22 protein-coding genes and 1 other annotated feature are annotated in these 26,760 nt (G+C 47.9%); of the genes, 16 read left to right on the forward strand and 6 right to left on the reverse strand.

From position 1 onward, the window contains the following. The first annotated feature begins 85 nt into the window (after positions 1-85). Positions 86-1,537 carry an alpha-amylase family glycosyl hydrolase gene (locus ACFSDB_RS04820; RefSeq protein WP_204890722.1) on the forward strand — a complete coding sequence of 484 codons (1,452 nt, stop codon included), beginning with the start codon at positions 86-88 and terminating at the stop codon, positions 1,535-1,537. 639 nt (positions 1,538-2,176) lie between these two features. Here ACFSDB_RS04820 and ACFSDB_RS04825 read toward each other — a convergent pair. The 3 genes from ACFSDB_RS04825 to ACFSDB_RS04835 are packed head-to-tail and all read right to left on the reverse strand — an operon-like array spanning position 2,177 to position 5,204. Continuing rightward, positions 2,177-3,511, reverse strand: coding sequence for a CoA-disulfide reductase (locus tag ACFSDB_RS04825; RefSeq protein WP_204890721.1), 1,335 nt, complete (start codon positions 3,509-3,511; stop codon positions 2,177-2,179). A gap of 12 nt (positions 3,512-3,523) precedes the next feature. Next, positions 3,524-4,378 carry a DegV family protein gene (locus tag ACFSDB_RS04830; protein ID WP_204890720.1) on the reverse strand — a complete coding sequence of 285 codons (855 nt, stop codon included), beginning with the start codon at positions 4,376-4,378 and terminating at the stop codon, positions 3,524-3,526. A 16-nt stretch (positions 4,379-4,394) separates the two neighbouring features. Continuing rightward, positions 4,395-5,204: a Cof-type HAD-IIB family hydrolase gene (locus ACFSDB_RS04835; RefSeq protein WP_204890719.1), complete on the reverse strand. Its 810-nt coding sequence runs from the start codon at positions 5,202-5,204 to the stop codon at positions 4,395-4,397. 158 nt (positions 5,205-5,362) lie between these two features. Here ACFSDB_RS04835 and ACFSDB_RS04840 point away from each other — a divergent pair, with 158 nt between their 5' ends. From ACFSDB_RS04840 to ACFSDB_RS04850, 3 genes are all read left to right on the forward strand, one after another. Continuing rightward, entirely contained in the window at positions 5,363-6,130 is a 768-nt protein-coding gene (locus ACFSDB_RS04840; protein WP_204890718.1) for a prolyl oligopeptidase family serine peptidase, read from the forward strand. A 67-nt stretch (positions 6,131-6,197) separates the two neighbouring features. Next, a complete protein-coding gene (locus ACFSDB_RS04845) occupies positions 6,198-6,506 on the forward strand; it encodes a metal-sulfur cluster assembly factor (protein ID WP_204890717.1) in 309 nt (102 codons plus the stop codon). A 126-nt stretch (positions 6,507-6,632) separates the two neighbouring features. Beyond that, on the forward strand, positions 6,633-8,774 hold the full coding sequence (locus ACFSDB_RS04850) for an ATP-dependent Clp protease ATP-binding subunit (protein ID WP_204890716.1): 2,142 nt from the start codon (positions 6,633-6,635) through the stop codon (positions 8,772-8,774). A 32-nt stretch (positions 8,775-8,806) separates the two neighbouring features. On the opposite strand, the gene ACFSDB_RS04855 is transcribed toward ACFSDB_RS04850, so the two are convergent. Beyond that, positions 8,807-8,992, reverse strand: a complete 186-nt coding sequence (locus ACFSDB_RS04855; protein ID WP_204890715.1) for a YjzD family protein — start codon at positions 8,990-8,992, stop codon at positions 8,807-8,809. 188 nt (positions 8,993-9,180) lie between these two features. Between ACFSDB_RS04855 and ACFSDB_RS04860 the strand changes: the two genes are divergently transcribed. Both ACFSDB_RS04860 and fabF read left to right on the forward strand, forming a co-directional pair. Next, on the forward strand, positions 9,181-10,113 hold the full coding sequence (locus ACFSDB_RS04860; RefSeq protein ID WP_204890714.1) for a beta-ketoacyl-ACP synthase III: 933 nt from the start codon (positions 9,181-9,183) through the stop codon (positions 10,111-10,113). Positions 10,114-10,140: 27 nt separating this feature from the next. Next, positions 10,141-11,382, forward strand: a complete 1,242-nt coding sequence (fabF, locus tag ACFSDB_RS04865) for a beta-ketoacyl-ACP synthase II (RefSeq protein WP_204890713.1) — start codon at positions 10,141-10,143, stop codon at positions 11,380-11,382. Positions 11,383-11,788: 406 nt separating this feature from the next. Here fabF and trpS read toward each other — a convergent pair whose 3' ends face one another. Next, positions 11,789-12,781 (reverse strand): tryptophan--tRNA ligase, encoded by a 993-nt coding sequence (gene trpS / locus ACFSDB_RS04870; protein ID WP_204890712.1) that lies wholly within the window; start codon positions 12,779-12,781, stop codon positions 11,789-11,791. A gap of 46 nt (positions 12,782-12,827) precedes the next feature. After that, positions 12,828-13,037: a binding site (T-box leader), on the reverse strand. A 50-nt stretch (positions 13,038-13,087) separates the two neighbouring features. Continuing rightward, positions 13,088-13,369 carry a DUF3899 domain-containing protein gene (locus tag ACFSDB_RS04875; RefSeq protein WP_377339605.1) on the reverse strand — a complete coding sequence of 94 codons (282 nt, stop codon included), beginning with the start codon at positions 13,367-13,369 and terminating at the stop codon, positions 13,088-13,090. A 295-nt stretch (positions 13,370-13,664) separates the two neighbouring features. Here ACFSDB_RS04875 and ACFSDB_RS04880 point away from each other — a divergent pair, with 295 nt between their 5' ends. The 10 genes from ACFSDB_RS04880 (at position 13,665) to pepF (ending at position 25,657) form a co-directional block, all read left to right on the forward strand. After that, on the forward strand, positions 13,665-15,380 hold the full coding sequence (locus ACFSDB_RS04880; RefSeq protein ID WP_204890710.1) for a peptide ABC transporter substrate-binding protein: 1,716 nt from the start codon (positions 13,665-13,667) through the stop codon (positions 15,378-15,380). A gap of 194 nt (positions 15,381-15,574) precedes the next feature. After that, a complete protein-coding gene (gene opp3b / locus ACFSDB_RS04885) occupies positions 15,575-16,510 on the forward strand; it encodes an oligopeptide ABC transporter permease (RefSeq protein WP_204890709.1) in 936 nt (311 codons plus the stop codon). Then, positions 16,510-17,529 carry an oligopeptide ABC transporter permease gene (gene opp3C, locus ACFSDB_RS04890; RefSeq protein ID WP_204890708.1) on the forward strand — a complete coding sequence of 340 codons (1,020 nt, stop codon included), beginning with the start codon at positions 16,510-16,512 and terminating at the stop codon, positions 17,527-17,529. Before opp3b ends, opp3C begins: the two co-directional genes overlap by 1 nt. A gap of 15 nt (positions 17,530-17,544) precedes the next feature. Beyond that, positions 17,545-18,600 carry an ABC transporter ATP-binding protein gene (locus tag ACFSDB_RS04895; protein ID WP_204890707.1) on the forward strand — a complete coding sequence of 352 codons (1,056 nt, stop codon included), beginning with the start codon at positions 17,545-17,547 and terminating at the stop codon, positions 18,598-18,600. Beyond that, a complete protein-coding gene (locus tag ACFSDB_RS04900) occupies positions 18,600-19,538 on the forward strand; it encodes an ABC transporter ATP-binding protein (RefSeq protein WP_204890706.1) in 939 nt (312 codons plus the stop codon). The genes ACFSDB_RS04895 and ACFSDB_RS04900 overlap by 1 nt, the downstream gene beginning before the upstream one ends. Before the next feature lie 103 nt (positions 19,539-19,641). Continuing rightward, entirely contained in the window at positions 19,642-20,850 is a 1,209-nt protein-coding gene (locus ACFSDB_RS04905; RefSeq protein ID WP_204890705.1) for a putative glycoside hydrolase, read from the forward strand. A 496-nt stretch (positions 20,851-21,346) separates the two neighbouring features. After that, positions 21,347-21,742 carry a transcriptional regulator SpxA gene (spxA, locus tag ACFSDB_RS04910; RefSeq protein WP_204891158.1) on the forward strand — a complete coding sequence of 132 codons (396 nt, stop codon included), beginning with the start codon at positions 21,347-21,349 and terminating at the stop codon, positions 21,740-21,742. Positions 21,743-21,994: 252 nt separating this feature from the next. Beyond that, positions 21,995-22,651: an adaptor protein MecA gene (mecA, locus tag ACFSDB_RS04915; RefSeq protein ID WP_204890704.1), complete on the forward strand. Its 657-nt coding sequence runs from the start codon at positions 21,995-21,997 to the stop codon at positions 22,649-22,651. A 69-nt stretch (positions 22,652-22,720) separates the two neighbouring features. After that, entirely contained in the window at positions 22,721-23,788 is a 1,068-nt protein-coding gene (locus ACFSDB_RS04920; protein WP_377339301.1) for a competence protein CoiA, read from the forward strand. A 60-nt stretch (positions 23,789-23,848) separates the two neighbouring features. Further along, positions 23,849-25,657, forward strand: coding sequence for an oligoendopeptidase F (pepF, locus tag ACFSDB_RS04925; RefSeq protein WP_204890702.1), 1,809 nt, complete (start codon positions 23,849-23,851; stop codon positions 25,655-25,657). The last annotated feature ends 1,103 nt before the right edge of the window (positions 25,658-26,760 follow it).

Below are 26,760 nucleotides of genomic sequence, written 5' to 3' on the forward strand. Positions count from 1 at the left end.
ATTTGAATAGCGGGGGCTAGTCGAGTTTGATAAAATAGACCGAGTGGAACGGATTTTATCGGCCTCATTAAGGGAGGATTTGGAATTGAAAGCAAAATGGTTAGCAGGCGTCTTAGTAGGCGCTATGGCAATAAGCCCGATTCAGCCGGCAGCGGCAGCAGAAGAACGGGGTATTGAAGATGAAATTATTTACGACGTATTGATCGACCGGTTTTTCAATAAAGGCATCCAGAATGACTATGAAGTCAGGGCGCAAGATCCAGCTGCCTTCAGCGGAGGGGATTTTGCCGGTGCAGCGGACCAGTTGATGCACGTAAAAGACATGGGCTTCACCTTGATGTCCATCGGCCCTGTGTTTGCATCCTCTACATATGATGGTAAGCAAGTTCTGGATTATGCCCAGCTAGAACGCCATTTCGGGACAGTGGAAGAACTGCAGACGCTGATTGAGACTGCCCATCAGCAGGAGGTCCGGCTAATGGTCGACCTTCCGACGCAAGGTGTAAGCAAGGATCACATCTGGGCGACCGAGAATCCCGAATGGTTCACAGAGAACGAAAACGGAACATTAGCGCTTGATACAGCCAATCCGCAAGTCCAGGAAGAATTGATCTCTGCGGCAAGTGCATTTATCCAGAAATACGAAATCGACGGCCTGCGCCTCCAGGATGCTCCTGAGCTGGATAAAGGGTTCATCGAACGATTCTCTGAGGAAATCAAGAGCGTCCGGGATATTTATGTAATCAGCGATCAGGAAATGGAAGAAACGCCTGGCCTTGATGCTGTGGTGATGCCCGGAGCTGAAGAGCTTCTGCGCGGCGCATACAAGAATTTCGATCAGCCGGCTTCAGGATTGCCTGAGCTGCTGGAAGAAAGCGACGGAAAACTGGTGCGGGTCGATTCGCTTTTGGGATCCCGCTTTACGGCTGACGTCGTAGCGGAAAAAGGATTCCCGCCGACGCGCTGGCGGCTTTTGTTGACGCAGCTGATGACAATGGAAGGCATTCCGGTCATCCAATACGGTTCGGAAACGGCAATGAACGGCACACAATTGCCGGAATCCCACCAAATCCTGGATTTGGCAGTCGAAGCGGAATTGATTGACCATATCACCAACCTGACACAGCTCCGGAATACGTCAGAAGCGATGCGGACAGGTGAGACAGAAGTGCTTCATGCCGAAGACGGCTGGATTGTTTACAAGCGCTTCAATGATGAAGAAAGCTGGATCATCGCCATCAACAACTCTTCAGAAACAAAAAGCATCAATTTGCCTGCCGATGTCATCGGGAGCGACAAAGAAATGCGCGGGTTGTTTGAAGGGGACGTTGTCCGGCAGGAAGGCAATGGCGAGTACCGCATCACGCTCGACCGGGAAATCGGGGAAACCTTCCACATTACTGAAGAACGCGGCCTGAATACCGCATATTTCGCGGCATTGGCTGTCCTGTATGTCGTCTTTATGCTTTTCATCTGGTTTGTCTGGAGAAAAGGCAAGCAGCGGAAAGCTGACGAAGCAGCGAAAAAAACAGCATAACAAACTATAAAAAAACAAACCGGAATCTGATTGCAGATTCCGGTTTGTTGTAGCTTGTAGACAAAAGGATATTTATTTTCTTAATGAATGACCATACATATAGAAGAGTCCATACCCGATCCTCCACTTCAGGCGGACGCTTTCCGCGGGCTCGCGCCGAACTAACTCGGACTTGCGTCCGAGTGGATTTCAGCACTTCGCTATCCCGCAGGCAAAACCGGTGCTCCTGTCTCTGCATCGCTGCGCTAGCTTCGAGACATGAAAGGGCGTTGCATCGCTTCGCTGCTTCGTCGCAAACAAGTCGGCCGAACTGCCTTCGGCCAACTTGCTCGCCGCCTTCCGTTGCGGATCCTGATGCCAGCAGCTTGTACCCGGTAGATTAAAGCAGCATCAGCGTCCTTACTCTTATCTATTAGATGCAGATGATGCTCCCGACCGTGCTGGCCACGAGACTCCTGTGGGAGCAGCTCGAGCTGAAGACCCTGGACTGAGCGTAGCGAATGTTTTTTCAATTTGCGACGAGTAATCGCAGGAGCAAGGGAAGCGGCTGAAGCCGAGCCCACGGAAAGCGAAGTGGCCAGCCCGGTCGGGCTTATACATCTCTATTCATCTTAATTATATTTTGTCTACGGTTTGTTTTTATTTGGAGACGGCTTTGTAGCCGGCCATATTGATCGGATCTTTTGGAGAAGAGTAGGGCGGTGCATAGCTCAGTTCGAGCGCCTGCAGGTCGTCGACCGTCAAATCGCCATACATGGCGGTAACGATGACGTCGATCCGCTTGTCTACGCCTTTTCCTCCGAAGCATTGCGCCCCCAAGATTTTCCGCGTTTCGGTATTGAAATGGATCTTCAGTGTCAATTTCGCATGGTCTGGGTAATAGCCTGCATTTGAGTTGCCGCGGTGAATGACGGTCGCATACGGCAGGCCATTTTCTTTGATCATGGTTTCGCTCAAGCCGGTCATGCCGACCGTCTGAGAGAAGACTTTCACTACGGAAGTTCCAAGCAGGCCATTTTTAGCAATCGCCGTGCCGGTCAAATGGCGTGCGATCAGGTAAGCCTGCCGGTGTGCCGGCCATGCGAGCGGCACCCGCTTTTCCCGGCCGGTGACAAAATCGACATTCTCTGTTGCATCGCCAAGCGCGTAGATGTCCGGGTCGGAAGTCTGCATGAATTCGTTGGTTACGATGCCGCCGGTAGGGCCGATAGGAAGCCCGGCTTTTTCTGCAAGCTTGGTGTTAGCCTGGATCCCGATGCTCATAATCTGGAAATCAGCCTGGAGCGTTTTGCCATTCTCCAATGTCACGTTGCGCTGATCGGTTTTACTGATGGATGTATCGGTATGGATGATAATTCCGTTTGCTTCGAGTTCTTTTCTTACTAGCTCTGAAATGTCTTCATCAAGTATCGACATGACATAAGGCGATCGATGGACAATCTGCACATCGATGCCGAGATGCTTCAGATTCTCAGCCATTTCGATGCCGATGAAGCCGGCGCCTGAAATGACGCAGCTCTGCGGTTTATGCCGGGTGATATGGTCTTTTATTTTTTGCATATCCCCGTAGCTGCGCAGGACAAATACTTCGGAAGTGGACAAGCCTTCGATGTCCGGGACAACGGCAGATCCGCCCGGAGCAAGAATGAGGGTGTCATAAGGTTCATCGAAAAATTCGCCTGACTGTAAATTCTTGACGGTTACCCGCTTTTCATTTCGGTGGATTTCAACAGCTTCATGCCGCAGGAACACCTCGATATTCCGTTTGTCTTTAAAAGAGCGAACATCAGCGACCAGCAGGGATTCCGGGTCTTCGATCACTTGACCAATGGCGTAGGGGGTGCCGCAAGCGGCATAACTCATCGTGTCATCACGGTCGAATACGGTAATTTTCGCTTCTTCATCGTAAAACCGGATTTGGCTGGCAACCGTAGCGCCGCCGCCGACCGCGCCGATAATGACAATCTTCTTCATGGATGTTTCACCTCAGGCTTTCACTTGATTCAGGAAAAATACGGCCAACGTTCCAGGGCCGGTATGGGCCGCAATAACAGAGCCAATCATAAAGATTTCAATGTTCTTCGGTTGGAGTTGCTCTTCGATTTCCTGCTTCAGGAGAAGCGCAAATTCGATGTCGTCCCCATGGCTGATGGCTACAGTTTGGTCGCTCCAGCTGCTGCCCCGCTCCTTCATCAAGTCGACCATCCGCTTCAGCACTTTCTTGCGGCCGCGGAACTTTTCGATCGGCACGAGTTTTCCGTCTTCCACATGGAGAAGCGGTTTGATGTTCAAGAGGCCGCCGACAAATGCACTGCCTTTTGAAATGCGACCGCCTTTTGCCATGTAATCAAGGTCTTCAACGGTGAACAGACTTTCCATATGTTCGGCCATGAACTTGATTTCAGAAATAATTTCTTGAAGGGCCATTCCGGAATCCCGCAATTTCACAGCAGTTTTAACCAACATGCCGTAGCCAAGAGAAGCCGCTTTGGAATCAAGGATCGTCAACTTCAGCTCCGGATATTCTTCGCGCACTTGTTCAGCCACCATGACGGCTGTGCTGTATGTACCCGATAGCTCTGATGAAAAAGCGATGTAAAAGCCTTCCTCACCGTCTTTCGCCAATTGCTCGAATGCCCGCATGACTTCTTCAGGAGAAACTTGCGACGTTTTCGGCTGGTCGCCTGACCGGATGGCATCATACACCACTTTCGAGTGGATGGTCCGAATATCTTCATAATCCTTTTCGCCAATATGGACCCGCAGCGGAAACAACTCGACGCTTTCATCCTTGAAAAATTGTTTTGGTAAATCAGACGCACTGTCAGCAAATAATCTCATAGAAATCCTCCTTTGGTCATTTCAATTTCAAGCGGTCGATGAGCAATTCTGCAATCCCGTCTTCGTTGTTTGAAAGCGTGATTTCATTTGCGATGTTTTTCAGCGGGTCAATGGCATTTCCCATCGCGACGCCGACACCCGCAAAGTCGATCATTTCAAGATCGTTGTCCTCGTCCCCGAATGCAATGATATTCTCTTTTGCAATACCCAGCGATTTTGAGACTTGATCCAGTCCGACCGCTTTGCTCAAGCCGCTTTTGACGATTTCGATAACATGCCATGGGGCGCCCCATCTGCGGTGGTCGATCACTTCTGCATGGACCGATGTTAAATGGTCATGGATAAGCTGGACCTTTTCGACCGGCGCATGGATCAGCATAGATGTCGGATCCACTTTCAGGTAATTGCGCAGATCCCCTGTCGTGATTTGAGGGTCGCCGAATCTGAAAATATCCATCAATTTCTCGTCGTGGTGATGGACGTAAACATCATCGAGCACTTCGGCTACGATATTATGGAAATTGAAATCGTGCATCGATTCGACAACTTCATGGACGACATCCAATGAAATCGGCGTATGGTAGAGCCCCCAGCTGTTATCAATCGGGTGGTGGACAAAAGCCCCGTTAAAATTGACAATCGGTGTATTCAACTGCAGCTCTTTATAATAAGGTTCACTGGAACGGTAAGGCCGGCCGGTGGCAATCATGACCCGATGCCCCGCTTCTACGGCTTTGAATAATGTCTGTTTCGTTTTAGGGGAAATGACTTTCTGGTCGGTCAGCAAAGTGCCGTCCAGATCAAGTACGATTAAATGCTGTTTCATATGGAATTCCGTCTCCTTTCTCTCTTTATATAGTGTAGCGATAAGGGAAGCCATCCGTCAAAAAAACTTCATTATATGAACGTTTTTTCAGGGGAATAATGGATTGTTTGCCGGACTGCCAGAAGATTGATAGGATTAATACGAAGGAAGTGAAGAAAATGAGAGTTGAAAGGGAAGTGTGGGGCGAAATTCCGCTGCTGCATGTGATGCCGGACGGCAAAGAAAGCGAGCGATTGCCGACCGTTGTATTCTTCCATGGCCACATGAGCGCGAAAGAGCATAATCTCCATTACGCATACCAACTGGCTGAAAAAGGAATTCGGGTCTTGCTGCCTGATGCCCTATTGCATGGTGAACGGGCAGAAGGGATGGACGCCGTCCAAATGAGCCTCCGCTTTTGGGAAATCGTCCTGACTTCAATAGAAGAATTAGGTTTTTTGAATGAAGAAGTACATAAAAAAGGGCTGGCAGAAGGTGAGATCGGTATCGGGGGCACCTCGATGGGCGGCATAACCGCACTCGGTGCTCTGACGGTCTATCCTTGGATCAAGACAGCTGCAGTCATGATGGGGGCGGCCAATTACGTGCAGCTGGCAAAAGCACAAATGGCCCAATTCGAATCAAAAGGCTTCCAATTGCCGATTACGGATGATGAGCGCAGAGCGATGCTTGCGACGCTTGAGCGGTTCGATGCGACAAAAAACAAATCGGTCCTGGCCCGCCGGCCGGTGTTCTTCTGGCACGGCGAGCAGGATACGACAGTGCCGTTCTCGCCGATCATGAGTTTTTACAAGGCACTGTCTGAAGATTATGCGGAAGTGCCTGAGCGACTGTATTTCATGCGTGACCGTGAAGCGGGGCACGCAGTCAGCCGGGACGGCATGCTGGCCGCAACCGAATGGCTGGCGAAGCATACGAAGGCATAAGCGCCCCAATTTGAATTCTGCCTGAAATTTGTTAAGATAAAGAGAGTATGAAAAGGAGGGAATAGGTATGGATCAAGATATGAGAGACAGCATGATGGGAGCTCTGGAAAACGTCATCGACCCGGAATTGGGAGTGGATATCGTCAACCTTGGCTTGGTATATGATGTGGATTTATCCGAAGATGGTTTTGCGGTCGTTACCATGACCCTTACTTCAATGGGATGCCCGATGGGACCCCAGATTGTCGATATGGTGAAACGAGCCCTATATGAATTGCCTGAAGTGGAAGAAGTCGATGTAAAAATCGTCTGGCAGCCGGTTTGGGGCAAAGAGAATATGTCGCGCTATGCTAAAATGGCGCTTGGTGTCCGTTAAAACGGACCGGCTTCCTGGAATTTTTCCAGGAAGCTTTTTTTGTGTGTATATGGTTTGCTTTTCCCGGTTTCATTGCCTATAATTAAATTAGTCAAAGAAGGTCAAACTTTCGAAGGAGTGAAAAGCATGGTTCAATTCACCAACCAAAACCAGGAACAGCAATCACCGCTCGAGCAGTTCGGGCGGAATATGGTCGAGCAGGCAAAGTCCGGAAAGATGGACCCCGTCATCGGTCGGGACCAGGAAATCCGGAATGTCATCCGCATTTTGTCGCGTAAGACAAAAAACAACCCTGTGTTGATCGGGGAACCAGGCGTCGGAAAAACGGCCATCGTCGAAGGGCTTGCGCAGCGCATCGTCCGCAATGACGTGCCGGAAGGCCTGAAGGACCGGGAAATCTATGAGCTCGATATGAGCGCGCTGATTGCCGGAGCCAAATACCGCGGAGAATTTGAAGAGCGGCTGAAAAGCGTTTTGAAACAAGTGAAAGACAGCGCCGGCCAGATCATCTTGTTCATCGATGAAATCCATACCATCGTAGGCGCCGGGAAGACGGAAGGGGCGATGGATGCCGGCAACATGCTGAAACCGATGCTTGCCCGCGGCGAGTTGTACTGTATCGGTGCTACGACGCTAGATGAATACCGGATGCATATCGAAAAAGATCCGGCACTCGAACGTCGCTTCCAGCAGGTCATGGTCCGCGAACCGTCGGTGGAAGATACTGTTTCGATCCTGCGCGGCTTGAAAGAGCGCTTTGAATTGCACCACGCCGTCCGGATCCATGACCGCGCGATTGTCGCGGCGGCTGCAATGTCCGACCGGTATATCACTGAGCGTTTCCTGCCGGATAAAGCAATCGACTTGATCGACGAAGCATGTGCCATGATCCGTACGGAAATCGATTCAATGCCGCAGGAGCTTGACGAAGTGACACGGCGTTTGATGCAGCTTGAAATTGAAGAGCAGGCATTGATGAAAGAGAAAGACGCTGCAAGCAAAATGCGCCTTGAAACTTTGCGCAAGGAAATCGCTGAATTGAAAACTTCCACAGAAGGCATGAAGCAGCAATGGAATTCGGAAAAAGAGGCGTTGAAAAAAATCCAGGAAAAACGTGAAGGGCTGGATGTGTTGAGACGCCAATTGGAAGAAGCGGAAAACGAATACGACCTGAATGCAGCAGCCGTCCTTCGGCACGGCAAGATCCCGGAGCTTGAGAAAGAGCTCGCTGTGTTGGAAGGGGAGCTCCAGAATGAAGGGGCAGAGCGCTTGCTGCGGGAAGAAGTGACCGAAGAGGAAATTGCGGGAATCGTGGCGCGTTGGACCGGCATTCCGGTGACGAAGCTTGTGGAAGGGGAACGCGAGAAGCTCCTGCGCCTCGGCGAAACATTGAAGGAGCGTGTCATCGGGCAGGACCGTGCGGTCGAGCTGGTGACAGAAGCGGTATGGCGTGCAAGAGCAGGCATCAAAGACGAAGAAAAGCCGATCGGTTCATTCATCTTTTTAGGCCCGACAGGCGTCGGAAAGACGGAACTTGCGAAGGCGCTTGCTGCCAATCTGTTTGATTCGGAAGACCATTTCATCCGCATCGATATGTCCGAATACATGGAGAAGCACAGCGTCTCCCGGCTTGTCGGCGCACCTCCCGGCTATATCGGCTATGAGGAAGGCGGGCAGTTGACAGAAGCGGTGCGGCGCAACCCGTACTCGGTCGTTTTGCTGGATGAAATCGAAAAAGCCCATCCGGATGTAGCGAATATCCTGCTGCAAATCCTGGATGATGGGCGCATTACGGACAGCCAAGGGCGCCTCGTGAACTTCTCGAACACGGTTGTCATCATGACATCAAACATCGGTTCCGCCTTTATCGGGCAGGAGACGAAAGAACATTCGCTTGAAGACATCATCATGGGTGAACTCCGCAAGCACTTCAAGCCCGAATTGTTGAACCGCATCGACGATATTGTCATCTTCCATCCGCTTGATAACAGCCATTTCTATGGCATTGCCAAGAAAATGCTGGCCGAACTCGGCAAGCGGCTCAGCCAGCAGCAATTGAAGCTCGACGTGGACGAATCCGTCATCCGATATGTCGTAGAAGCCGGCACCGACCCCGTCTTTGGGGCACGGCCGCTGAAACGGTTTATCCAACGGGAGATCGAAACGAATATTGCCCGCGAATTGATCAAAGGCGATATCGAACCGAATTCCATTCTTCGTCTGGAAATGGACGGAAAAAAACTGAACATCATCAAAAAAGAAGCGTAATCCGGCTGCCGGATTACGCTTCTTTTTTTGGATTAATGTTTTTCAGGAGCAGGGCCAGCCGGGATCAGTGCACCAAGCACGAAAACCAGGATTGACACGGCCAACGAAAGATAAACGCCGAGCATAAAGTCAAAGTGCACGTTCTGAACCGCGCTTACCACGTAATTCAATAACGAAATCAATAAGAAAGACCATACGAATGTTCCAATATATTGCATCTATTTTCACCTCAACATAAAAATATCTTCGTTAATCATATCATAACACCCCGAAGACAGAAAGGAAGTTTGCGGTTTTTGAAGATAATTTGTCCGAAGTATGTCAGTTGGTTGAAAAAAGCAGCCAAATGGCGTATTATTAATACCAGGTACTAATAATTGATGTTAACTGAAATGAGGGACCAATAATGAATGCAGGAATCATCGGAATCGGCAGGTGTCTGCCGGAGGAAAAGCTAACGAATTTCGATTTGGAGCAGCGCATGGATACATCGGACGAATGGATCCGGACCATGACGGGAATCGAGGAGCGCAGAATCGCAGGGGATGATCAGGATACCTCCCATATGGCACTCGCTGCGGCGAAGCAGGCTATTGAAGATGCAGCCATCGATCCGGCGGAAATCGGGTTGATTTTGGTTGCGACGGTGACGCCCGATCAGCCGTTCCCTTCTGTGGCCTGTATGATCCAGGAGCAGATCGGTGCACGTAATGCAGCGGCAATGGATATTTCTGCTGCTTGTGCAGGATTCATGTACGGTGTAGTGACTGCAAAGCAATTTATTGAGTCTGATGTATACAAATATGTATTGGTGGTCGGCGTTGAAAAATTATCGAAGATCACCAATTGGGAAGACCGCAATACAGCCGTCCTGTTCGGGGACGGGGCCGGAGCAGCGGTCATCGGCAAAGTTTCTGAAGGGCGGGGAATTCTTTCTTTCGAACTGGGCGCTGACGGCACCGGCGGAAAGCATTTATACCAGGACGAATACTTGGTGATGAACGGCAGGGAAGTCTTCAAATTCGCAGTGCGTCAAATGGGCGAATCTGCGTTGAATGTTATCGAAAAAGCCGGTTTGACGAAAGAAGATGTGGACTTCCTCATCCCGCACCAGGCGAATATCCGCATTATGGAAGCGTCGCGGGAACGTCTGGAGCTGCCGGTTGAAAAGATGTCGAAAACAATCCATAAGTATGGCAATACCTCAGCCGCGTCTATTCCGATCTCGCTTGTCGAGGATGTAGAAGAAGGGCGGATCAAAGATGATGACCTGGTTGTCATGGTAGGGTTCGGCGGCGGACTGACATGGGGCGCAATTGCAATGCGATGGGGCAAATAACAGTGTATGCGAAAGGAAGAATATAGAATGGCGAATCGTCGAGTAGTAATTACAGGCATTGGGGCAGTGACTCCTTTAGGAAACAACATCGAATCGACATGGGAAGCAGTGAAAAGCGGACAATCGGGCATCGGTCCGATGACCCGTCTGGATACAGAAAAGTATCCGGCGAAAATTGCTGCGGAAGTAAAAGACTTTTCAATCGAAGAATACATTGAAAAGAAAGAAGCGAGAAAAATGGACCGCTTCACGCATTATGCGTTGGCCGCCTCCATTATGGCGATGAAAGATTCTGGCTTGGAATTGAATGAAGAAAATGCCCTTCGCACCGGTGTATGGATCGGATCCGGGATCGGCGGGATGGAAACGATTGAAAATCAGATGGATGTCATGAATGACCGAGGCGTACGGCGCATCAGCCCATTCCTTATTCCGATGATCATTCCGGATATGGCATCAGGTCAAGTATCCATCTATTTCGGTGCCAAAGGGATCAACTCCTGCTCTGTAACCGCTTGTGCTTCAGGAACGAATTCCATAGGGGATGCGTTCAAAGTAATCCAGCGCGGCGACGCGGATGCGATGATTACAGGCGGAGCGGAAGCGCCGATCACACGCCTGTCAGTAGCTGGTTTCACAGCCAATACGGCATTGACGACAAACCCGGATCCGGCAACAGCTTCCCGTCCATTTGACAAGAACCGGGATGGCTTCGTAATCGGCGAAGGTGCCGGAATCGTCATTCTAGAGGAATACGAACAAGCGAAAGCCCGCGGAGCGAAGATCTATGCGGAACTTGTCGGCTATGGTTCTACAGGGGATGCACATCACATCACTGCACCGGCGCCAGGCGGGGAAGGGGCGGCACGTGCGATGGAACAAGCGTTGAAGGACGCTGCCGTCGAAAAAACCGCGGTGGGCTATATCAATGCCCACGGCACAAGCACACCGTACAATGACCTTTTCGAAACCATGGCAGTTAAAACAGTCTTCGGAGAACACGCCTATAATTTGGGAATGAGTTCGACAAAATCGATGACTGGCCATCTATTGGGCGCAGCAGGCGGAATCGAAGCGATCTTCACAGCGCTCGCTTTGAAGGAAGGCATCATGCCGCCGACAACAAACTACGGAACACCGGATGAAGAATGCGATTTGGACTATGTCCCGAACGAAGCCCGCAAAGCGGATTTGCAGTATGCCATGAGCAACTCACTCGGCTTCGGCGGACACAATGCATCGCTCGTGTTCAAAAAATATAACGCTTGATAAATACTTCGATCACCTTGTCTTAAGATAAGGTGATTTTTTTATTCCCGAAATCACTATTAATATAGAAGAAACTCAAAATTACTTAGCCCTTTTTTCTTTGAGAATTAGAAAAAGAAGCAGATATTCTTGCTTTAATGATCTACCGTAAAGGTGCAAAAAATGGCTGCGCTATTTACGGGTTTCAACAAATCGTAATCTTGTAAAAGCAGTGAAAGATGAAATATAGGAGCAACCGTGTAATAAAGCTCTTTTTTAGCTTCCTTGAAATTAGGAAGAAAGTAGAATTAATAAAACAGGTATCAGCAATTATGTATCATCAAGGTCAAAATAAGAGTAAGGCGAAAAAGTGCCGTTACTTTTAGACTGCATAGAAAAAAGACTGCCCCAACGGCAGTCTTTTCTTTTATCTTTTTCTCGCGCGTCCAAGGCCCATGGCATCTTCCATCTTCTGCAATGTCCGGCCGGCGAGCATATTCGCTTTTTCGGCTCCCCGGTCGAGAATGGCGTCCAACTCTTCGGATTCAACCAACTTCTGGTACCGCTCCTGAATTGGTGCAAGGTGGGAAGTGACTGCTTGTGCCACTGAAGCTTTAAAGTCGCCGTAACCGGCTCCTTCATATTTTGCGACCAGTTCTTCGATCGATTTGCCGGTCAAGGCAGCTTCGATCGTCAACAAATTTGAAATGCCGGGTTTGTTTTCCGGATCAAAGCGGACAACGCCTTCAGAATCGGTTACTGCACTTTTGATTTTCTTCTCGATGGTCTTCAAGTCATCAAGCAATGTCACGACCGCTTTTTTGTTCGGATCGGATTTGCTCATCTTTTTGGTGGGATCCTGAAGCGACATGATCCGTGCGCCGTTTTTCGGGACGCGGATATCAGGAATCTTGAACGTTTTCTTGAATCTTTTATTGAACCGTTCCGCCAGGTCCCGCGTCAGCTCGATATGCTGTTTCTGATCGTCGCCCACTGGAACGATATCTGTTTGGTAGAGCAGGATATCAGCAGCCATCAGCGGCGGATATGTCAACAGGCCGGATGAAACGGATTCGTTTTTAGCGGACTTGTCTTTGTATTGCGTCATGCGCTCGAGTTCGCCGATCGTGGAAATGCATTGCATCATCCAACCTGCCTGGGCGTGGGCGGGAACTTCCGATTGGATGAACAGCGTCACTTTCTCCGGATCGATGCCCACCGCCAAGTAGAGGGCAGCAAGCGCTTTGATGTTCTTGCGCAGTTCTTTGCTGTCCTGCGGCATCGTGATTGCGTGCTGGTCAACGATGCAGAAGATGCAATCGTACTCATCCTGAAGTTCCGTAAATTGTTTGAATGCACCGATATAATTTCCGAGTGTCACTGTACCGGTAGGCTGGACGCCTGAAAAAATTTTCTTCATGAACCATTCCTCCTCAAAATAAAAAACACATCACACATCCCTGTATAGAAGGGACGAATCATGTGTTTTCCGCGGTACCACCCTAGTTGCCGTTGCCGGCCACTCTTCTTCATAACGTGAAGATCACGGAACCAGCTACTCCAAGTTCACCGGTTCAGCTCAAAAGCCCATTCGATGACGCCCAGCATCTGTTTCCACCACCCACAGACTCTCTATAGAAGGAACGGCACCTACTCTTCTTTCTCAGCGCTTATCAATATTGAGTCTATTATAATACATAGTGGAAATTTGTTGCAATGCCCTGGCTCAATAAAACGCAAGGCCAATTGCCATCGCTGCCAGCGTAACCCCGCCGATTATCAGGATAGGGGAGCTGGAGAAAGACAGGATCTCGGAAGGCAGGCGCATTTCGTCGTCCTCTAATGTAGACTTTCCTTTGAACACTTTTCTCATGCTCATCGTGAAAATATCAAAAACGCCTGTCCGTACGACGAAGATCCACAGTCCGATAAAGACGAGCGTCCCTCCGTAGATAAAGGAATTGTTGATATAGGACAAAAGAGAGAAAGGTTCGTTTCTCACTAACATCGTCAGAAAGATAAGAACTTGTATAATTAATATTCCAATAAAGGTTTTTTTCATTTTTTTGCACCTCAGTTCTTGTTTATTGTAGAAGAAAACCTAAAAAAAATCAAAATTTAATAAAAAATAATCCAATAGAAAACGCTTACAAATCCAATATTCACGCTACTTCCGGTAATGTAATTGCAATCTCTCTGTCATGTAAATGTAAATTCTTGAAAAAAAACTCTGTACAAGAAAAAAAGAATATGTATAATTAACAGTGTACCAATTTTTCAGAAAATTTAAGGGGGTCACGCAAGTGAAGAACAGCAAGATTTTTTGGCTACTTAGCCTCGTTTTGGTTCTTAGCGCATTTTTAGCTGCATGTGGCGGCGGAAGCGAAGAAGGATCTGAAACAAACACAGAGAAAGAACCAGAAGAAGGCACTACAGAGCAAGGCGCTGAAGGCGAATTGGATTCAGTGCAAGAACTTAACCTTGTGGAAGGCGCAGAAATTCCATCAATGGACTCAGCTATCGCTGAAGATTCTGTAGCATTCAACATCTTGAATAACGTAAACGAAGGTTTGTTCCGTTTGAACGAAGAAAACGTTGCTGAACCAGCTCTTGCTGAAGCAGAGCCAGAAATCAGCGAAGACGGCTTGACTTACACTTTCAAATTGCGCGATGCAAAATGGTCTGATGGATCACCTGTAACAGCACAAGATTTCGTATTCTCATGGCAGCGTGCAGTTGACCCTGCAACTGGATCTCCTTACGGTCCTTACATGATGGGCGGAACAGTTAAAAACGCTACTGCTATTTCTGAAGGCAAAATGGACAAAGCAGAACTTGGCGTAGAAGCTACTGACGAAAAAACGCTTGTTGTAACACTTGAGCGTCCAGTTCCTTACTTTATGTCATTGATGGCATTCGGAACTTTCTACCCGCAAAAAGAAGCTTTCGTAACTGAAAAAGGCGAAGCTTATGCTTCAAACTCTGATAACCTGCTTTACAACGGACCTTTCATGTTGACGAACTGGGATGGCACTGGCCTGACTTGGTCAATGGAGAAAAACCCTGAGTACTGGGATGCAGAAACAGTTAAACTTGATAAAATCAATGTTGACGTAGTTAAAGAAACTGGTACAGCGATCAACCTTTACACTTCTGGCGAGAAAGACCGCGCAGGACTTTCTGGTGAATTCGCAATGCAATATGCTGATAACGAAGAAGTTGTGAAAGAACTTGAACCAACATTGTTCTACTTGAAATTCAACCAAGAACGCAATGGAGAAAAAACTCCACTTGCTAACGTTAACATCCGTAAAGCGATCTCTATGGCTTTCAACAAAGAAGATTTGACAAACGTAGTTTTGGCTAACGGATCACTTCCAGCTAACTACCTTGTACCAACTGAGTTCACATTCAACGAAGCTGGAGAAGATTTCCGTGAAGTGAATGGCGACTTGACTGGATTCAACGCTGAAGAAGCGAAGAAATTCTGGGAAACAGGCTTGAAAGAGCTAGGCGTTACTGAAGTTGAACTTGAATTGCTTGGCGGGGACTCTGAACTTGCTAAGAAGATGGATGAGTACTTGAAATCACAGCTTGAAGAAAACCTTGAAGGTTTGACTGTAAGCCTTAAAGCAGTACCATTCGGAGTTCGTCTGGAACTTGACGAAGCTCAAGACTATGACATCCAAAACTCTGGCTGGGGCCCTGACTATCAGGATCCTATGACTTTCATCGACTTGTTCGTAACTGGTGCTTCACACAACTTGATGTCTTATTCTAACCCAGAATTCGACAAATTGGTTGAGTCTGCTAAAGGCGAACTTGCTCAAGATCTAGAAGGCCGTTGGGATGCAATGGCTCAAGCAGAAAAAATCCTTATTGAAGAAGACGCTGCTATCGCGCCGATCTACCAACGCGGTTTGATGTCACTTCAAAAACCTTACGTCCACAACATCATTTCTCACCCATTCGGTGGAGATTACAGCTACAAGTGGGCTTACATTTCTGGTAAAGAGTAATATTCGTTAACTGGCCACTCTGAAAAACAAATAGAAAGAGAGTATATCGCATTTTAAAGGTCGATATACTCTCTTTTCTAATGTATTAAAATTCACCGAAAATTGAACATTTTCTGCTAACTTTCGAAAAAAACAAAGCTTTGCATTTGTCCTAAAGTTTTGTAAAATAGATTTATTCTTTCTGGAGGTGCAACATGGCTAGATATATAGGCAAACGTTTAATCTACATGATACTCACTTTAGCGTTGATCGCTACATTCACATTCTTCTTGATGAAAGTTTTACCGGGTTCTCCGATCGCATCCGCTAGCAAATTATCTGTTGAACAACGAGAAGTTGTTGAAGAAAGATACGGCTTAAATGATCCTTTACCTGAACAATATTTCAATTATATGTTTGGCCTTTTAAAAGGGGATCTAGGAATTTCAATCAACCAGTTTAAAGGTGCAAGTGTTACTGACCTGATCCTTAGCCGGATGGGTCCATCCGCACAAATCGGTTTCCAAGGCATGGTGATTGGTACGATCCTTGGAATATTATTAGGCATGATTGCTGCGCTGCGGCAAAATACTTGGGTCGATTATTCAAGTACGTTGGTCGCGATAATCGGGATTTCGATTCCGTCGTTCGTATTCGCATCAATGCTCCAATACTTCTTTGCCATCAAATTTGAATGGTTCCCGGTGGCTCTTTGGAAAGAGGGCTTCATGTCCAGTGTCCTGCCATCAATTGCCTTGGCAATGTTCCCGCTCGCCACTGCAGCCCGCTTTATCCGTACCGAAATGATCGAAGTTCTCGGATCAGACTATATCACGCTTGCAAAAGCTAAAGGCGCCAGCGGTTCTGAAATCGCTTTCAAACATGCATTCCGCAATGCGTTGATTCCTTTGGTTACGGTCCTAGGGCCGATGGCAGTCGGAATCTTGACAGGTTCACTAGTTGTTGAGCAGATCTTTGCGATTCCTGGAATCGGCGAGCAGTTTGTTAAATCGATTATGGTGAATGACTTCTCAATCATTATGGGCACGACAATCTTCTTCTCTGTATTCCTGATTGCCGTCATTTTGATTGTAGATATCTTATATGGAATCATCGATCCACGGATCCGTCTTTCAGGAGGTAAAAGCTAATGACTCAAAATCTAGAAAAATTGCCGAAAGGTTCGTTTGAGAGAATCACGATCGACGCTGCGGCGGCTGAGCGAATCTCCAAACCGAGCGTCTCTTTCTGGCAGGATGTATGGTACCGTTTCAGAAAAAACAAAGGGGCAATCGTCAGCTTGGTCTTGTTCGCCCTGATTGTCATCATGTCATTCCTAGGGCCGGTCATCAGCCCTTACGAACCAAATGCCCAAACAATCACCCACGCAAACTTGCCGCCGAAGATTCCAGTGATCGAGAACCTGGGAATCTTTGACGGCGTCGGCAACCTCGGCGGTACGGAAGTCGATTTGTATGAAATGAAAAACGTTGAAGTAAACTACTGGTTCGGCACAGACGGCCTTGGACGCGATATGTTCTCCCGCCTATGGGCAGGGACTCAAGTTTCATTGTTCATCGCCTTCGTTGCTGCCGCTATCGATATGTTCATCGGTGTCATCTATGGCGGGATCTCCGGCTATTTCGGCGGCCGCATTGATGACGTAATGCAGCGTATTGTTGAGATCTTGACAGGTATCCCGAACTTGGTAGTCGTTATCTTGTTCATCCTGATCATGGACCCAGGAATTCTGGCCATCATCATCGCCTTGACCATCACCGGTTGGACCGGGATGTCGCGCGTAGTCCGCGGCCAGGTCCTGAAATACAAAAACCAGGAATTCGTTCTGGCTTCAAGAACACTTGGGGCGAGCGATTCCCGTATCATCTGGAAACACTTGATGCCGAACGTGTTAGGGATTGTTATCATCAACACGATGTTCACGATTCCAACAGCGATTTTCTTTGAAGCGTTCTTAAGCTTTATCGGATTAGGCCTTCAAGCGCCTGACGCATCACTGGGTACGCTGATCAATGACGGCTACAAACTGATCCAGTACCAGCCGCACATCTTGGCGATTCCTGCGACATTGTTAAGTTTGATCATGATCTGCTTCAACTTGATCGGTGACGGCCTTCGCGATGCGCTTGATCCTAAGATGAAAGATTAAGGAGGAAAGTTAAAAATGGAAAAGATCTTACAAGTCAAAGACCTCGAACTTTCCTTTAATACATTTGGCGGGGAAGTAAAAGCAATACGGGGAGTCAACTTCGATTTATATAAAGGGGAAACATTGGCAATCGTAGGGGAGTCGGGTTCAGGAAAGTCTGTAACGACAAAATCCATCATGCGTTTGCTGCCGGAGCACTCGGCAGAATTCAAGAACGGAGAAATCCTGTTTGAAGGGCGTGACCTGACAAAGCTATCGGACAAAGAGATGCAGAAGATCCGTGGAAAAGACATTTCGATGATTTTCCAGGATCCGATGACTTCTCTGAATCCGACAATGCCAATCGGGCGCCAGATCACAGAACCGCTTTTGAAGCACCAAAAAATCAGCAAGTCAGAAGCGAAAAAAGTGGCGATTGATTTGCTGCGCTTAGTAGGTATGCCGAAGCCAGAGCTTCGCATGAAGCAGTACCCGCACCAATTCTCAGGCGGGCAGCGACAGCGGATCGTTATAGCGATTTCATTGGCTTGCAATCCGCAGATCCTGATTGCGGATGAGCCTACAACGGCTTTGGATGTAACCATCCAAGCGCAAATCCTGGAATTGATGAAAGACCTGCAAAAGAAAATCGATACTTCGATCATTTTCATCACACATGACCTGGGCGTCGTCGCTAACGTTGCTGACCGCGTAGCCGTCATGTATGGCGGAAAAATCGTCGAAATCGGAACTGTAGATGAGATTTTCTACAATCCGCAACACCCGTATACGTGGGGCTTGCTGAGTTCCATGCCTTCATTGGATACGGCAGATGCCAAACTATATGCAATTCCTGGAACACCGCCGGATCTTATCGCACCGCCTAAAGGCGACGCATTTGCATTGCGGAGTGAATACGCGCTGCAGATTGATATGGAACAGAACCCTCCATTCTTCAAAGTGAGCGAGACCCACTCTGCAGCAACATGGCTATTGCATCCGGATGCTCCTCAAGTAGAGCCGCCGGCAACAGTCATCGAGCGGATGAAAAAGTTCCCAGGCAGCAGATATTATGAGGGGAGCTTGGTCTAATGGCTGAAAAATTATTGGAAATCAAAAACCTGAAACAGCATTTCAATGTAGGAAAAGCGAACGAAGTCAAAGCGGTCGATGACATCAGCTTTGATATCTACCGCGGCGAAACACTTGGTTTGGTAGGAGAGTCTGGCTGCGGCAAGTCCACTACCGGCCGCTCGATCATCCGTCTATATGATGCTACGTCTGGAGACGTTTTCTACGAAGGCGAAAACGTGCACGGCAAAAAATCAAAAAGCGACTTGAAGAAGTTCAACCGCAAAATGCAGATGATTTTCCAGGATCCGTATGCCTCCTTGAATCCGCGCATGAAAGTCATGGACATCATTGCAGAAGGCATCGATATCCATGGCCTGGCTAAGAACCAGGATGAGCGCAAGAAGATGGTCTTTGACCTGCTCGAGACTGTCGGGCTGAACAAAGAGCACGCGAACCGGTATCCGCATGAATTCTCAGGCGGGCAGCGCCAGCGTCTGGGAATCGCACGTGCACTAGCAGTAGATCCGGATTTCATCATTGCGGATGAGCCGATCTCTGCACTGGACGTATCGATCCAAGCTCAGGTGGTCAACTTATTGAAAGAGCTGCAAGAAGAAAAAGGCCTGACGTATTTGTTCATCGCCCATGACCTTTCAATGGTCAAGTATATTTCTGACCGCATCGGAGTTATGTATTTCGGGAAATTGGTGGAATTGGCGCCAGCTGAAGATTTGTACAAAAATCCGATGCACCCATACACGCAGTCGCTTCTGTCAGCTATTCCGCTGCCGGATCCGAACTACGAGCGCAACCGGGTGCGGAAATCTTATGACCCGGCGAGCCATAATTACACAGAGCAAGACAACGTTTATATGAGAGAAATCACGCCTGGCCATTTTGTACAATGTTCAGACCGGGAATTTGAATCATTAAAAGCAGCAGCAGCTGTACAATAACTGATAAACAGCAATGCCATCATATGGTATTGCTGTTTTTTTATTTCTTTTTTTCGAAAAAGTGATAAAATTGAAGAAGATTAGTCGAGAGGATGTAAATGCTATGAAAAGAAAAAATTGGATAATTACCAGCGCTTTGCTGATCAGTTCCTTCGGTGCAGTTCCAGTTGCCGCTGAAGGAAATGAAGAAGCGGCTCCCGATTTCGCGGTGCGGAGCTATCAGGCAACGGGCATCAATATGGAAGCGATTGCTTCTTCAAAACTGTATACATACGATTCAGGCCTGACTTTCGAATATCCCGATGCTGTACGCGGAATTTTTGTCACCGGGAACTCGGCCGGAGGGGACCGCTTTGAAAAGCTCGTAAAGCTGGTTGATACAACCGATTTGAATGCAATGGTCATTGATGTCAAAGAAGATCTTGGCCACCTGACATATATGCCGGAGGAAGGATCAGAACTCGCAAAACTTGAAATCGGCAAACCATTCATCAAAAATCCGCGCGCAGTGCTTGAGCGCATGGAAGAAAAGCAGATTTATCCGATTGCCCGAGTAGTAGTGTTTAAAGACTCCATACTGGCCGAAAAGAAGCCGGAACTATCATTTGTCGACAACGGCAAGGTCTGGAAGAACGGGCGCGGAGAATCATTCGTCAATCCGTTCCTGAAGGAAGTATGGGATTATAATGTCCAAATTGCCATCGAAGCTGCGAAACTCGGATTCAAGGAAATCCAGTTTGATTATGTCCGCTTTCCGGAAGGGTTCGAAAACCGGGCGGATACGCTGAAATATTCCATGGGTGAATACACGGAATCCGAGCTGGATCCTGTGCAGCGCCGGGTATCGGCCGTAACGGATTTTGTCGCCTACGCAAGAGAGCAGCTGAAGCCTTATGACGTCCAGGTGTCAGTGGATATCTTCGGTTATTCGGCTACCCTGCCGGAAGCGCCGGGCATCGGCCAGAACTTCTCTAAGATTTCGGAAAACGTTGATGTGATTTCTTCAATGATCTATCCGAGCCACTGGACTTCTTATTTCGGTATTGCAAAACCCGATTTGGAGCCGTATAAATTGGTGACGGAGTACGCGAAAATGGAGAACAAGAAATTGGCTGAATTGAAAAGCCCCCCTGTTTCACGCCCATGGCTCCAGGATTTCACTGCTTCTTATTTAGGGGCAGGGAACTATAAGAAGTACAGGAAAGCGGAAGTGGAAGCACAGATCAAAGCTTTGAATGAAAATGGAATCGAAGAGTACTTGCTTTGGAATGCCGGCAACACATATTCTAGCGGAGTGGATTATACGCCGTGATTCAGCAGCATAGCATTTGGAGCCGATTGAGAAAAAGCGATGCTTTTTCTCAATCGGCTTTTTGATTTTCTTCTATGTACATAAGGTATATAGGTTTTGGTGTGATGTTGTAGAAGCATCTTTAAGTACAGGGAAATGGAGGCGGCCAGCACTTTGCTGGCTTAGGGAACATTTTCGGTGCCGATACGTCCTAAAAGAAGAAGGGATACGCCCTATTCGATTTTCAAAAAGAAAAAGTAATTGAGAATCTTTTTTTTAGAAAGCAGGTTTAGCAGCAGTCCGCACGGGTATTTTATTAATATATAAATTTTGCTGTAAAACTGAATTTTATTGCGGATTTGTGACAAGACAACAATAAATGTATCTTTTTTTTATAAGAGTATATGCAATTGAACGCAAGTATTGTATAATGAATGTACAGCTTCTAAATTATAGTGATTCTAATTTAAGAATTAATGATGATTAACTTGAATCCGAAAGGAAGTGCTTTACAATGATGGTTACACTATTTACTTCTCCAAGCTGCACATCTTGCCGCAAAGCAAAAGCATGGTTGGAAGAGCATGAGATTCCATATACAGAGCGCAATATTTTTTCAGAGCCGCTTACAATCAGTGAAATTAAAGAAATCCTGAGCATGACTGAAGACGGGACAGATGAAATCATTTCTACCCGTTCTAAAATATTCCAAAAACTGAATGTGGATGTCGAAAGCTTACCGCTTCAGCGCTTATATGAATTGATCCAAGAATACCCTGGTCTGCTTCGCCGTCCGATCATCATGGATGAGAAACGCTTACAGGTTGGATACAACGAAGACGAAATCCGTCGATTCCTTCCTCGTAAAGTGAGAGCATATCAATTGCTCGAAGCTCAGCGTATGGTGAATTGAACTTGAACAACTAGCTGTCCGGCCCTTATGACGATTCATAATGGATTCTGGGCAGCTTTTCTTTACTCGCAAATCATTGCCAAATCCATTGGGATTCATTACAATCTAAGGACCATATTCTTTAGGATAAGGTGGCAGGCATAAATTTTTTCTTATAGCCGCAAACAGGATATAATGGAAGCAGCACTACAGCTACAAGGCACGGCCTACGGGGAAGATCCTCTTAGCCCATTTCGAAAGGAGAGGTGTAAAATGGAGATTGAAAGAATCAATGACAACACAGTTAAATTTTACATTTCCTATCTTGATGTTGAAGAACGTGGTTTCAGCCGTGATGAAATATGGTTTAACAGAGATAAAAGCGAAGAGCTTTTTTGGGAAATGATGGATGAAGTTAATGAAGAAGCAGACTTTGTTATGGAAGGCCCGCTTTGGATTCAAGTCCAAGCGATGGACAAAGGGCTTGAAGTGACGGTTACGCGAGCGCAAATGACAAAAGACGGACAAAAGCTTGATTTGCCTGATGATATAGAAGAACGCCGCAAAATGTTCGGCAGCGATGATACGATTGCGCCAGACTTTGACGAGTTTGAGCCGGTCTTCGACGAACATGCCATTAAAAAGCTGGAGTACACATTCATCTTCTCGGAAATTGAAGAGCTGGTACCGCTGGCACGGCGCTTGGAATATGTTCCGATTGAATCGGCCATCTACCATTTCGAAAACAAATACTACCTGCATATCTCTTTTGATGAACTATTGCACACTGAAGATGACGTCAAAAATTACAACAGCATCTTTGCAGAATACTTGCAAGGATCGCCGATTACGATCCACCGCCTTGAAGAATACGGCACACCGATCTTTAAAGAAGATGCATTGTCCAACGTGCTGCATTATTTCGGCTAAGACCTCCCCTTAGGAGGTCTTTTTTTATTGCCAAAACCGCTCTGCTTTTCTACAATCAAGAAAAGGAGAGTGGTCAATATCTTAATCGCCAGGACACACACTGGAGAACTCATAAACCTTGCATCCGCCTCTGCCCAGGGACGGATTGCCATCCTTAAGGAACAGCACCGGTTTTATTGTCCCGGCTGCGGCAGTGCCTTGATCCTGAAAGCCGGTGACGTGAAAATCCCCCATTTTGCGCACCTTTCACTTGCTGGATGCGACAAATCCAGTGAGCCGGAAACCCCTTTGCATTTAAGCGGAAAAACCCTTCTTCATCAATTCTTCTCAGCTAAAAACCATCAGGCAGAACTTGAAATATTTTTCCCTTCCATCAAACAAAGGGCGGACGTGCTCGTTGAAGAAAAATTTGCGTTGGAATATCAGTGCAGCGCCATTTCACCGGCGCTGATCCGGACCCGTTCAGCAGGATATTCCTCTATCGGCCTTTCAGCGCTGTGGATCCGGGGAATCAGCGAGGCGCCTAAAGAGGGCATCGCACCGATGAGGTTCCGTGCGTTCGAACTGGCCATGCTCCAAGAGTCAGCCGGCCATCCGTACTTGATCGAATACCATCCCGGAAGCGATCGGTTCTTTTACCGCTCAGCCTTGTTTTTTGTCCGCGGTGCGATTTGGATGGGCAAGACGAAAGCCCTGCCGGCAGACAGACAGGCATTCCCGTTCGGGGTGCCGAAAAAATTGTCTCCGACCGAATTTGCTGAAGTGGCTTCCATAGCTCGCAATGAAAGGGAACGTTTCATTCGCCGCCAGCAGTTTGCCAAAAACCGGTATCGAAATCCATACTGGCTGCTTTGCTATGAACTGGGTTTGGACCGGAGCCGCCTGCCTACGTATATCGGAGTGCCGATCAGGGGAGCGGAAGCCTTCGGCATGGAGGCCGTTATTTGGCAGCTGCAGTCCTTGGCCGATCAGGCTAAAGGAAAGATGACGCTGCCAGCACCCGCTTCGCCAGAAGAAAGTGCCAGGAAGCGGCTCGTCTCCGATTACCTGGAGTTCGTTGCGAAAGTGAAGAGCCGGTACCATGCAGAAGATGAAGCGTTGGAACTTTTATATGCTATCTATTGCAAAACCGTATGAAAATTGAGAAAATGGAACGTAGTTCGTCTCCCGAAACAGTGGAGCAAAGGAGGAAATGAAATGGTTGAAAAATTATTGATGCGCAACGAAGTTCCAACCGAATTGACTTGGAAGCTGGAAGATATTTTTGAAACAGACAATGCTTGGGAAGAAGAGTTCAAAGAAGTAGCCGCATTGTCCGAAAAAGCGGAGTCCTTCAAAGGGACATTGGATCAAGGCGCAGAAGCCCTTTACAATGTGTTCGTGTACAAAGATGAATTATTGCAGCGCTTGCAGAAACTTTATACGTACTCGCATATGCGCTATGACCAAGACACGACCAACTCCACATACCAGGCAATGGACAGCCGCATCAAATCGCTTTATGCGAAAGTCTCAACAGGCTTGTCCTACTTGACGCCGGAAATTCTGAGCCTGGATGAAGCGAAGCTGAATAGCTATATCGAAGAGCACGAAGGCCTGGGCTTGTACAAGCATGCGCTTGAGGAATTGAACAACCACCGTCCGCACGTTCTGCCGGCTGAACAGGAAGCGCTTCTGGCCCAGATGTCGGAAGTCGTCAATTCAGCTTCCGAAACATTCGGCATGCTGAACAATGCAGACCTTGAGTTTCCGGAAATTGAAAATGAAAAAGGCGAACTGGTCCAAATCACGCACGGCAATTACAGCCGGTTTCTGGAGAATGACGACCCCCGTGTGCGCGAAGATGCCTTTAAAGCGGTTTATGCAACGTACGGGAAGTTCCGCAACACTTTCGCATCAACACTTGCCGGGAACATCAAACGCGATAATGTGAACGCGCGCATCCGTAAGTTTTCGTCGGCGCGCGAAGCTGCCTTGGCCGATGACCATATTCCGGAAAGCGTCTACGACAGCCTTGTAGAAACCGTCAACGCCAATCTTCATTTATTGCACCGATATGCAGCTTTGCGGAAAGAAGTGCTCGGATTGGATAAGGTCCACATGTGGGATATGTACACGCCGCTTGTAAAAGAAGTGGCAATGGAGATCCCGTATGAAAAAGCGACAGAAACGATGCTTCAAGGGCTCGCAGCACTTGGAGATGAATATACCGGCATTGTTGAACAAGGCATCAACAGCCGCTGGGTGGACGTCAAAGAGAACAAAGGAAAGCGAAGCGGAGCCTATTCGTCAGGTGCTTACGGCACAAATCCGTATATCCTCATGAACTGGCAGGACAATGTCGATAATTTATTCACATTGGCCCATGAGTTCGGGCATAGTGTACACAGCTATTACACACGTGCCAACCAGCCGTATGTATACGGGGATTATTCGATTTTTGTGGCGGAAGTGGCATCTACGACCAACGAAGCCCTGTTGAACGAATACATGGTGAAGACTACGGAAGACGACCAGGAGCGCATCTACTTGCTGAACCATTGGCTTGACGGGTTCCGAGGCACAGTTTTCCGCCAGACGATGTTTGCCGAATTCGAGCATACCATCCACCAGATGGACCAAAACGGCGAAGCGTTGACCGCTGACCGCCTGACAGAAGTGTACTATGAGCTGAACAAGAAATACTTCGGGGACGAAGTGGCGGTGGATAAGGAGATCGGCCTTGAATGGGCGCGCATCCCGCATTTCTACTATAATTATTATGTCTTCCAGTATGCGACTGGTTTCAGTGCAGCAACTGCGTTGAGCAAAGGGATCCTTGAAGAAGGGCAGCCGGCTGTCGACCGCTATATCAATGAATTCCTGAAAGCCGGCAGCTCGGATTATCCGATTGAAGTGCTGAAGAAAGCCGGTGTCGATATGACTTCGCCACAGCCGGTGGAAGAAGCGTGCAAAGTCTTTGAAGAAAAACTGAACGAACTTGAAAAACTGCTTCTGAAAAAATAATAAGGCCAAAAGAGAGCTGCGAAATTTCAAGCAGCTCTCTTTTTTAGTTATTTCAATATAATTAAAAGTAAACCTAAAAAAAAGAAAGCGCTTTTCTTTATGACAAAATTGTGAAATCCTTTGTGAATTATTGCATTAACAATTATGCCGTGATATTATAAGGTTGTGAAATAAATCACATACAAACATACACCCCTTTGTTTGAGCGTGAACATTTCTCCCATCCCCTTTGTGTAATATGGAAAGGCGCCTTCCGGACGTGGAAGGCGCCTTTCGCGTTTTATAAAGAAAAGCGGAAGCGCCTGGTCAGCTCCGACAGGCATAAGACGATTTGGCGAAGCGGCGTATGTTCAGCCGCATAGCCAAAGTGGCTTATGACCCGAGGAGCTAGGCGCAGAAGCTGGACAATAAGAAAAGCGTAAGCGCCTGGTCAGCTCCGACAGGCATAAGACGATTTGGCGAAGCGGCGTGTGTTCAGCCGCATAGCCAAAGTGGCTTGTGACCCGAGGAGCTAGGCGCAGAAGCTGGACAATAAGAAAAGCGTAAGCGCCTGGTCAGCTCCGACAGGCATAAGACGATTTGGCGAAGCGGCGTGTGTTCAGCCGCATAGCCAAAGTGGCTTGTGACCCGAGGAGCTAGGCGCAGAAGCTGGACAATAAGAAAAGCGTAAGCGCCTGGTCAGCTCCGACAGGCATAAGACGATTTGGCGAAGCGGCGTGTGTTCAGCCGCATAGCCAAAGTGGCTTGTGACCCGAGGAGCTAGGCGCAGAAGCTGGACAATAAGAAAAGCGTAAGCGCCTGGTCAGCTCCGACAGGCATAAGACGATTTGGCGAAGCGGCGTGTGTTCAGCCGCATAGCCAAAGTGGCTTGTGACCCGAGGAGCTAGGCGCAGAAGCTGGACAATAAGAAAAGCGTAAGCGCCTGGTCAGCTCCGACAGGCATAAGACGATTTGGCGAAGCGGCGTGTGTTCAGCCGCATAGCCAAAGTGGCTTGTGACCCGAGGAGCTAGGTGCAGAAGCTGGACAATAAGAAAAGCGTAAGCGCTGGATGTGCTTGGGCCGGCGTAAGGCGATCCGGCAAAGCGGCGTACCTGCATTAAAA

The sequence above is a fragment of the Planococcus chinensis genome (assembly GCF_042681545.1).
Taxonomy (GTDB): Bacteria; Bacillota; Bacilli; order Bacillales_A; family Planococcaceae; genus Planococcus; species Planococcus chinensis.

What these genes read in the sequence shown, in the direction of transcription:
- ACFSDB_RS04855 (WP_204890715.1), bottom strand. Translation starts at nt 8,992, where the DNA reads ATGCAATATATTGGAACATTCGTATGGTCTTTCTTATTGATTTCGTTA.
- ACFSDB_RS04850 (WP_204890716.1), top strand. Translation starts at nt 6,633, where the DNA reads ATGGTTCAATTCACCAACCAAAACCAGGAACAGCAATCACCGCTCGAG.
- ACFSDB_RS04830 (WP_204890720.1), bottom strand. Translation starts at nt 4,378, where the DNA reads ATGAGATTATTTGCTGACAGTGCGTCTGATTTACCAAAACAATTTTTC.
- ACFSDB_RS04900 (WP_204890706.1), top strand. Translation starts at nt 18,600, where the DNA reads ATGGCTGAAAAATTATTGGAAATCAAAAACCTGAAACAGCATTTCAAT.
- pepF (WP_204890702.1), top strand. Translation starts at nt 23,849, where the DNA reads ATGGTTGAAAAATTATTGATGCGCAACGAAGTTCCAACCGAATTGACT.
- opp3b (WP_204890709.1), top strand. Translation starts at nt 15,575, where the DNA reads ATGGCTAGATATATAGGCAAACGTTTAATCTACATGATACTCACTTTA.
- spxA (WP_204891158.1), top strand. Translation starts at nt 21,347, where the DNA reads ATGGTTACACTATTTACTTCTCCAAGCTGCACATCTTGCCGCAAAGCA.
- ACFSDB_RS04875 (WP_377339605.1), bottom strand. Translation starts at nt 13,369, where the DNA reads ATGTTAGTGAGAAACGAACCTTTCTCTCTTTTGTCCTATATCAACAAT.
- ACFSDB_RS04905 (WP_204890705.1), top strand. Translation starts at nt 19,642, where the DNA reads ATGAAAAGAAAAAATTGGATAATTACCAGCGCTTTGCTGATCAGTTCC.
- ACFSDB_RS04895 (WP_204890707.1), top strand. Translation starts at nt 17,545, where the DNA reads ATGGAAAAGATCTTACAAGTCAAAGACCTCGAACTTTCCTTTAATACA.
- fabF (WP_204890713.1), top strand. Translation starts at nt 10,141, where the DNA reads ATGGCGAATCGTCGAGTAGTAATTACAGGCATTGGGGCAGTGACTCCT.
- opp3C (WP_204890708.1), top strand. Translation starts at nt 16,510, where the DNA reads ATGACTCAAAATCTAGAAAAATTGCCGAAAGGTTCGTTTGAGAGAATC.
- ACFSDB_RS04845 (WP_204890717.1), top strand. Translation starts at nt 6,198, where the DNA reads ATGGATCAAGATATGAGAGACAGCATGATGGGAGCTCTGGAAAACGTC.
- mecA (WP_204890704.1), top strand. Translation starts at nt 21,995, where the DNA reads ATGGAGATTGAAAGAATCAATGACAACACAGTTAAATTTTACATTTCC.
- trpS (WP_204890712.1), bottom strand. Translation starts at nt 12,781, where the DNA reads ATGAAGAAAATTTTTTCAGGCGTCCAGCCTACCGGTACAGTGACACTC.
- ACFSDB_RS04835 (WP_204890719.1), bottom strand. Translation starts at nt 5,204, where the DNA reads ATGAAACAGCATTTAATCGTACTTGATCTGGACGGCACTTTGCTGACC.
- ACFSDB_RS04860 (WP_204890714.1), top strand. Translation starts at nt 9,181, where the DNA reads ATGAATGCAGGAATCATCGGAATCGGCAGGTGTCTGCCGGAGGAAAAG.
- ACFSDB_RS04825 (WP_204890721.1), bottom strand. Translation starts at nt 3,511, where the DNA reads ATGAAGAAGATTGTCATTATCGGCGCGGTCGGCGGCGGCGCTACGGTT.
- ACFSDB_RS04840 (WP_204890718.1), top strand. Translation starts at nt 5,363, where the DNA reads ATGAGAGTTGAAAGGGAAGTGTGGGGCGAAATTCCGCTGCTGCATGTG.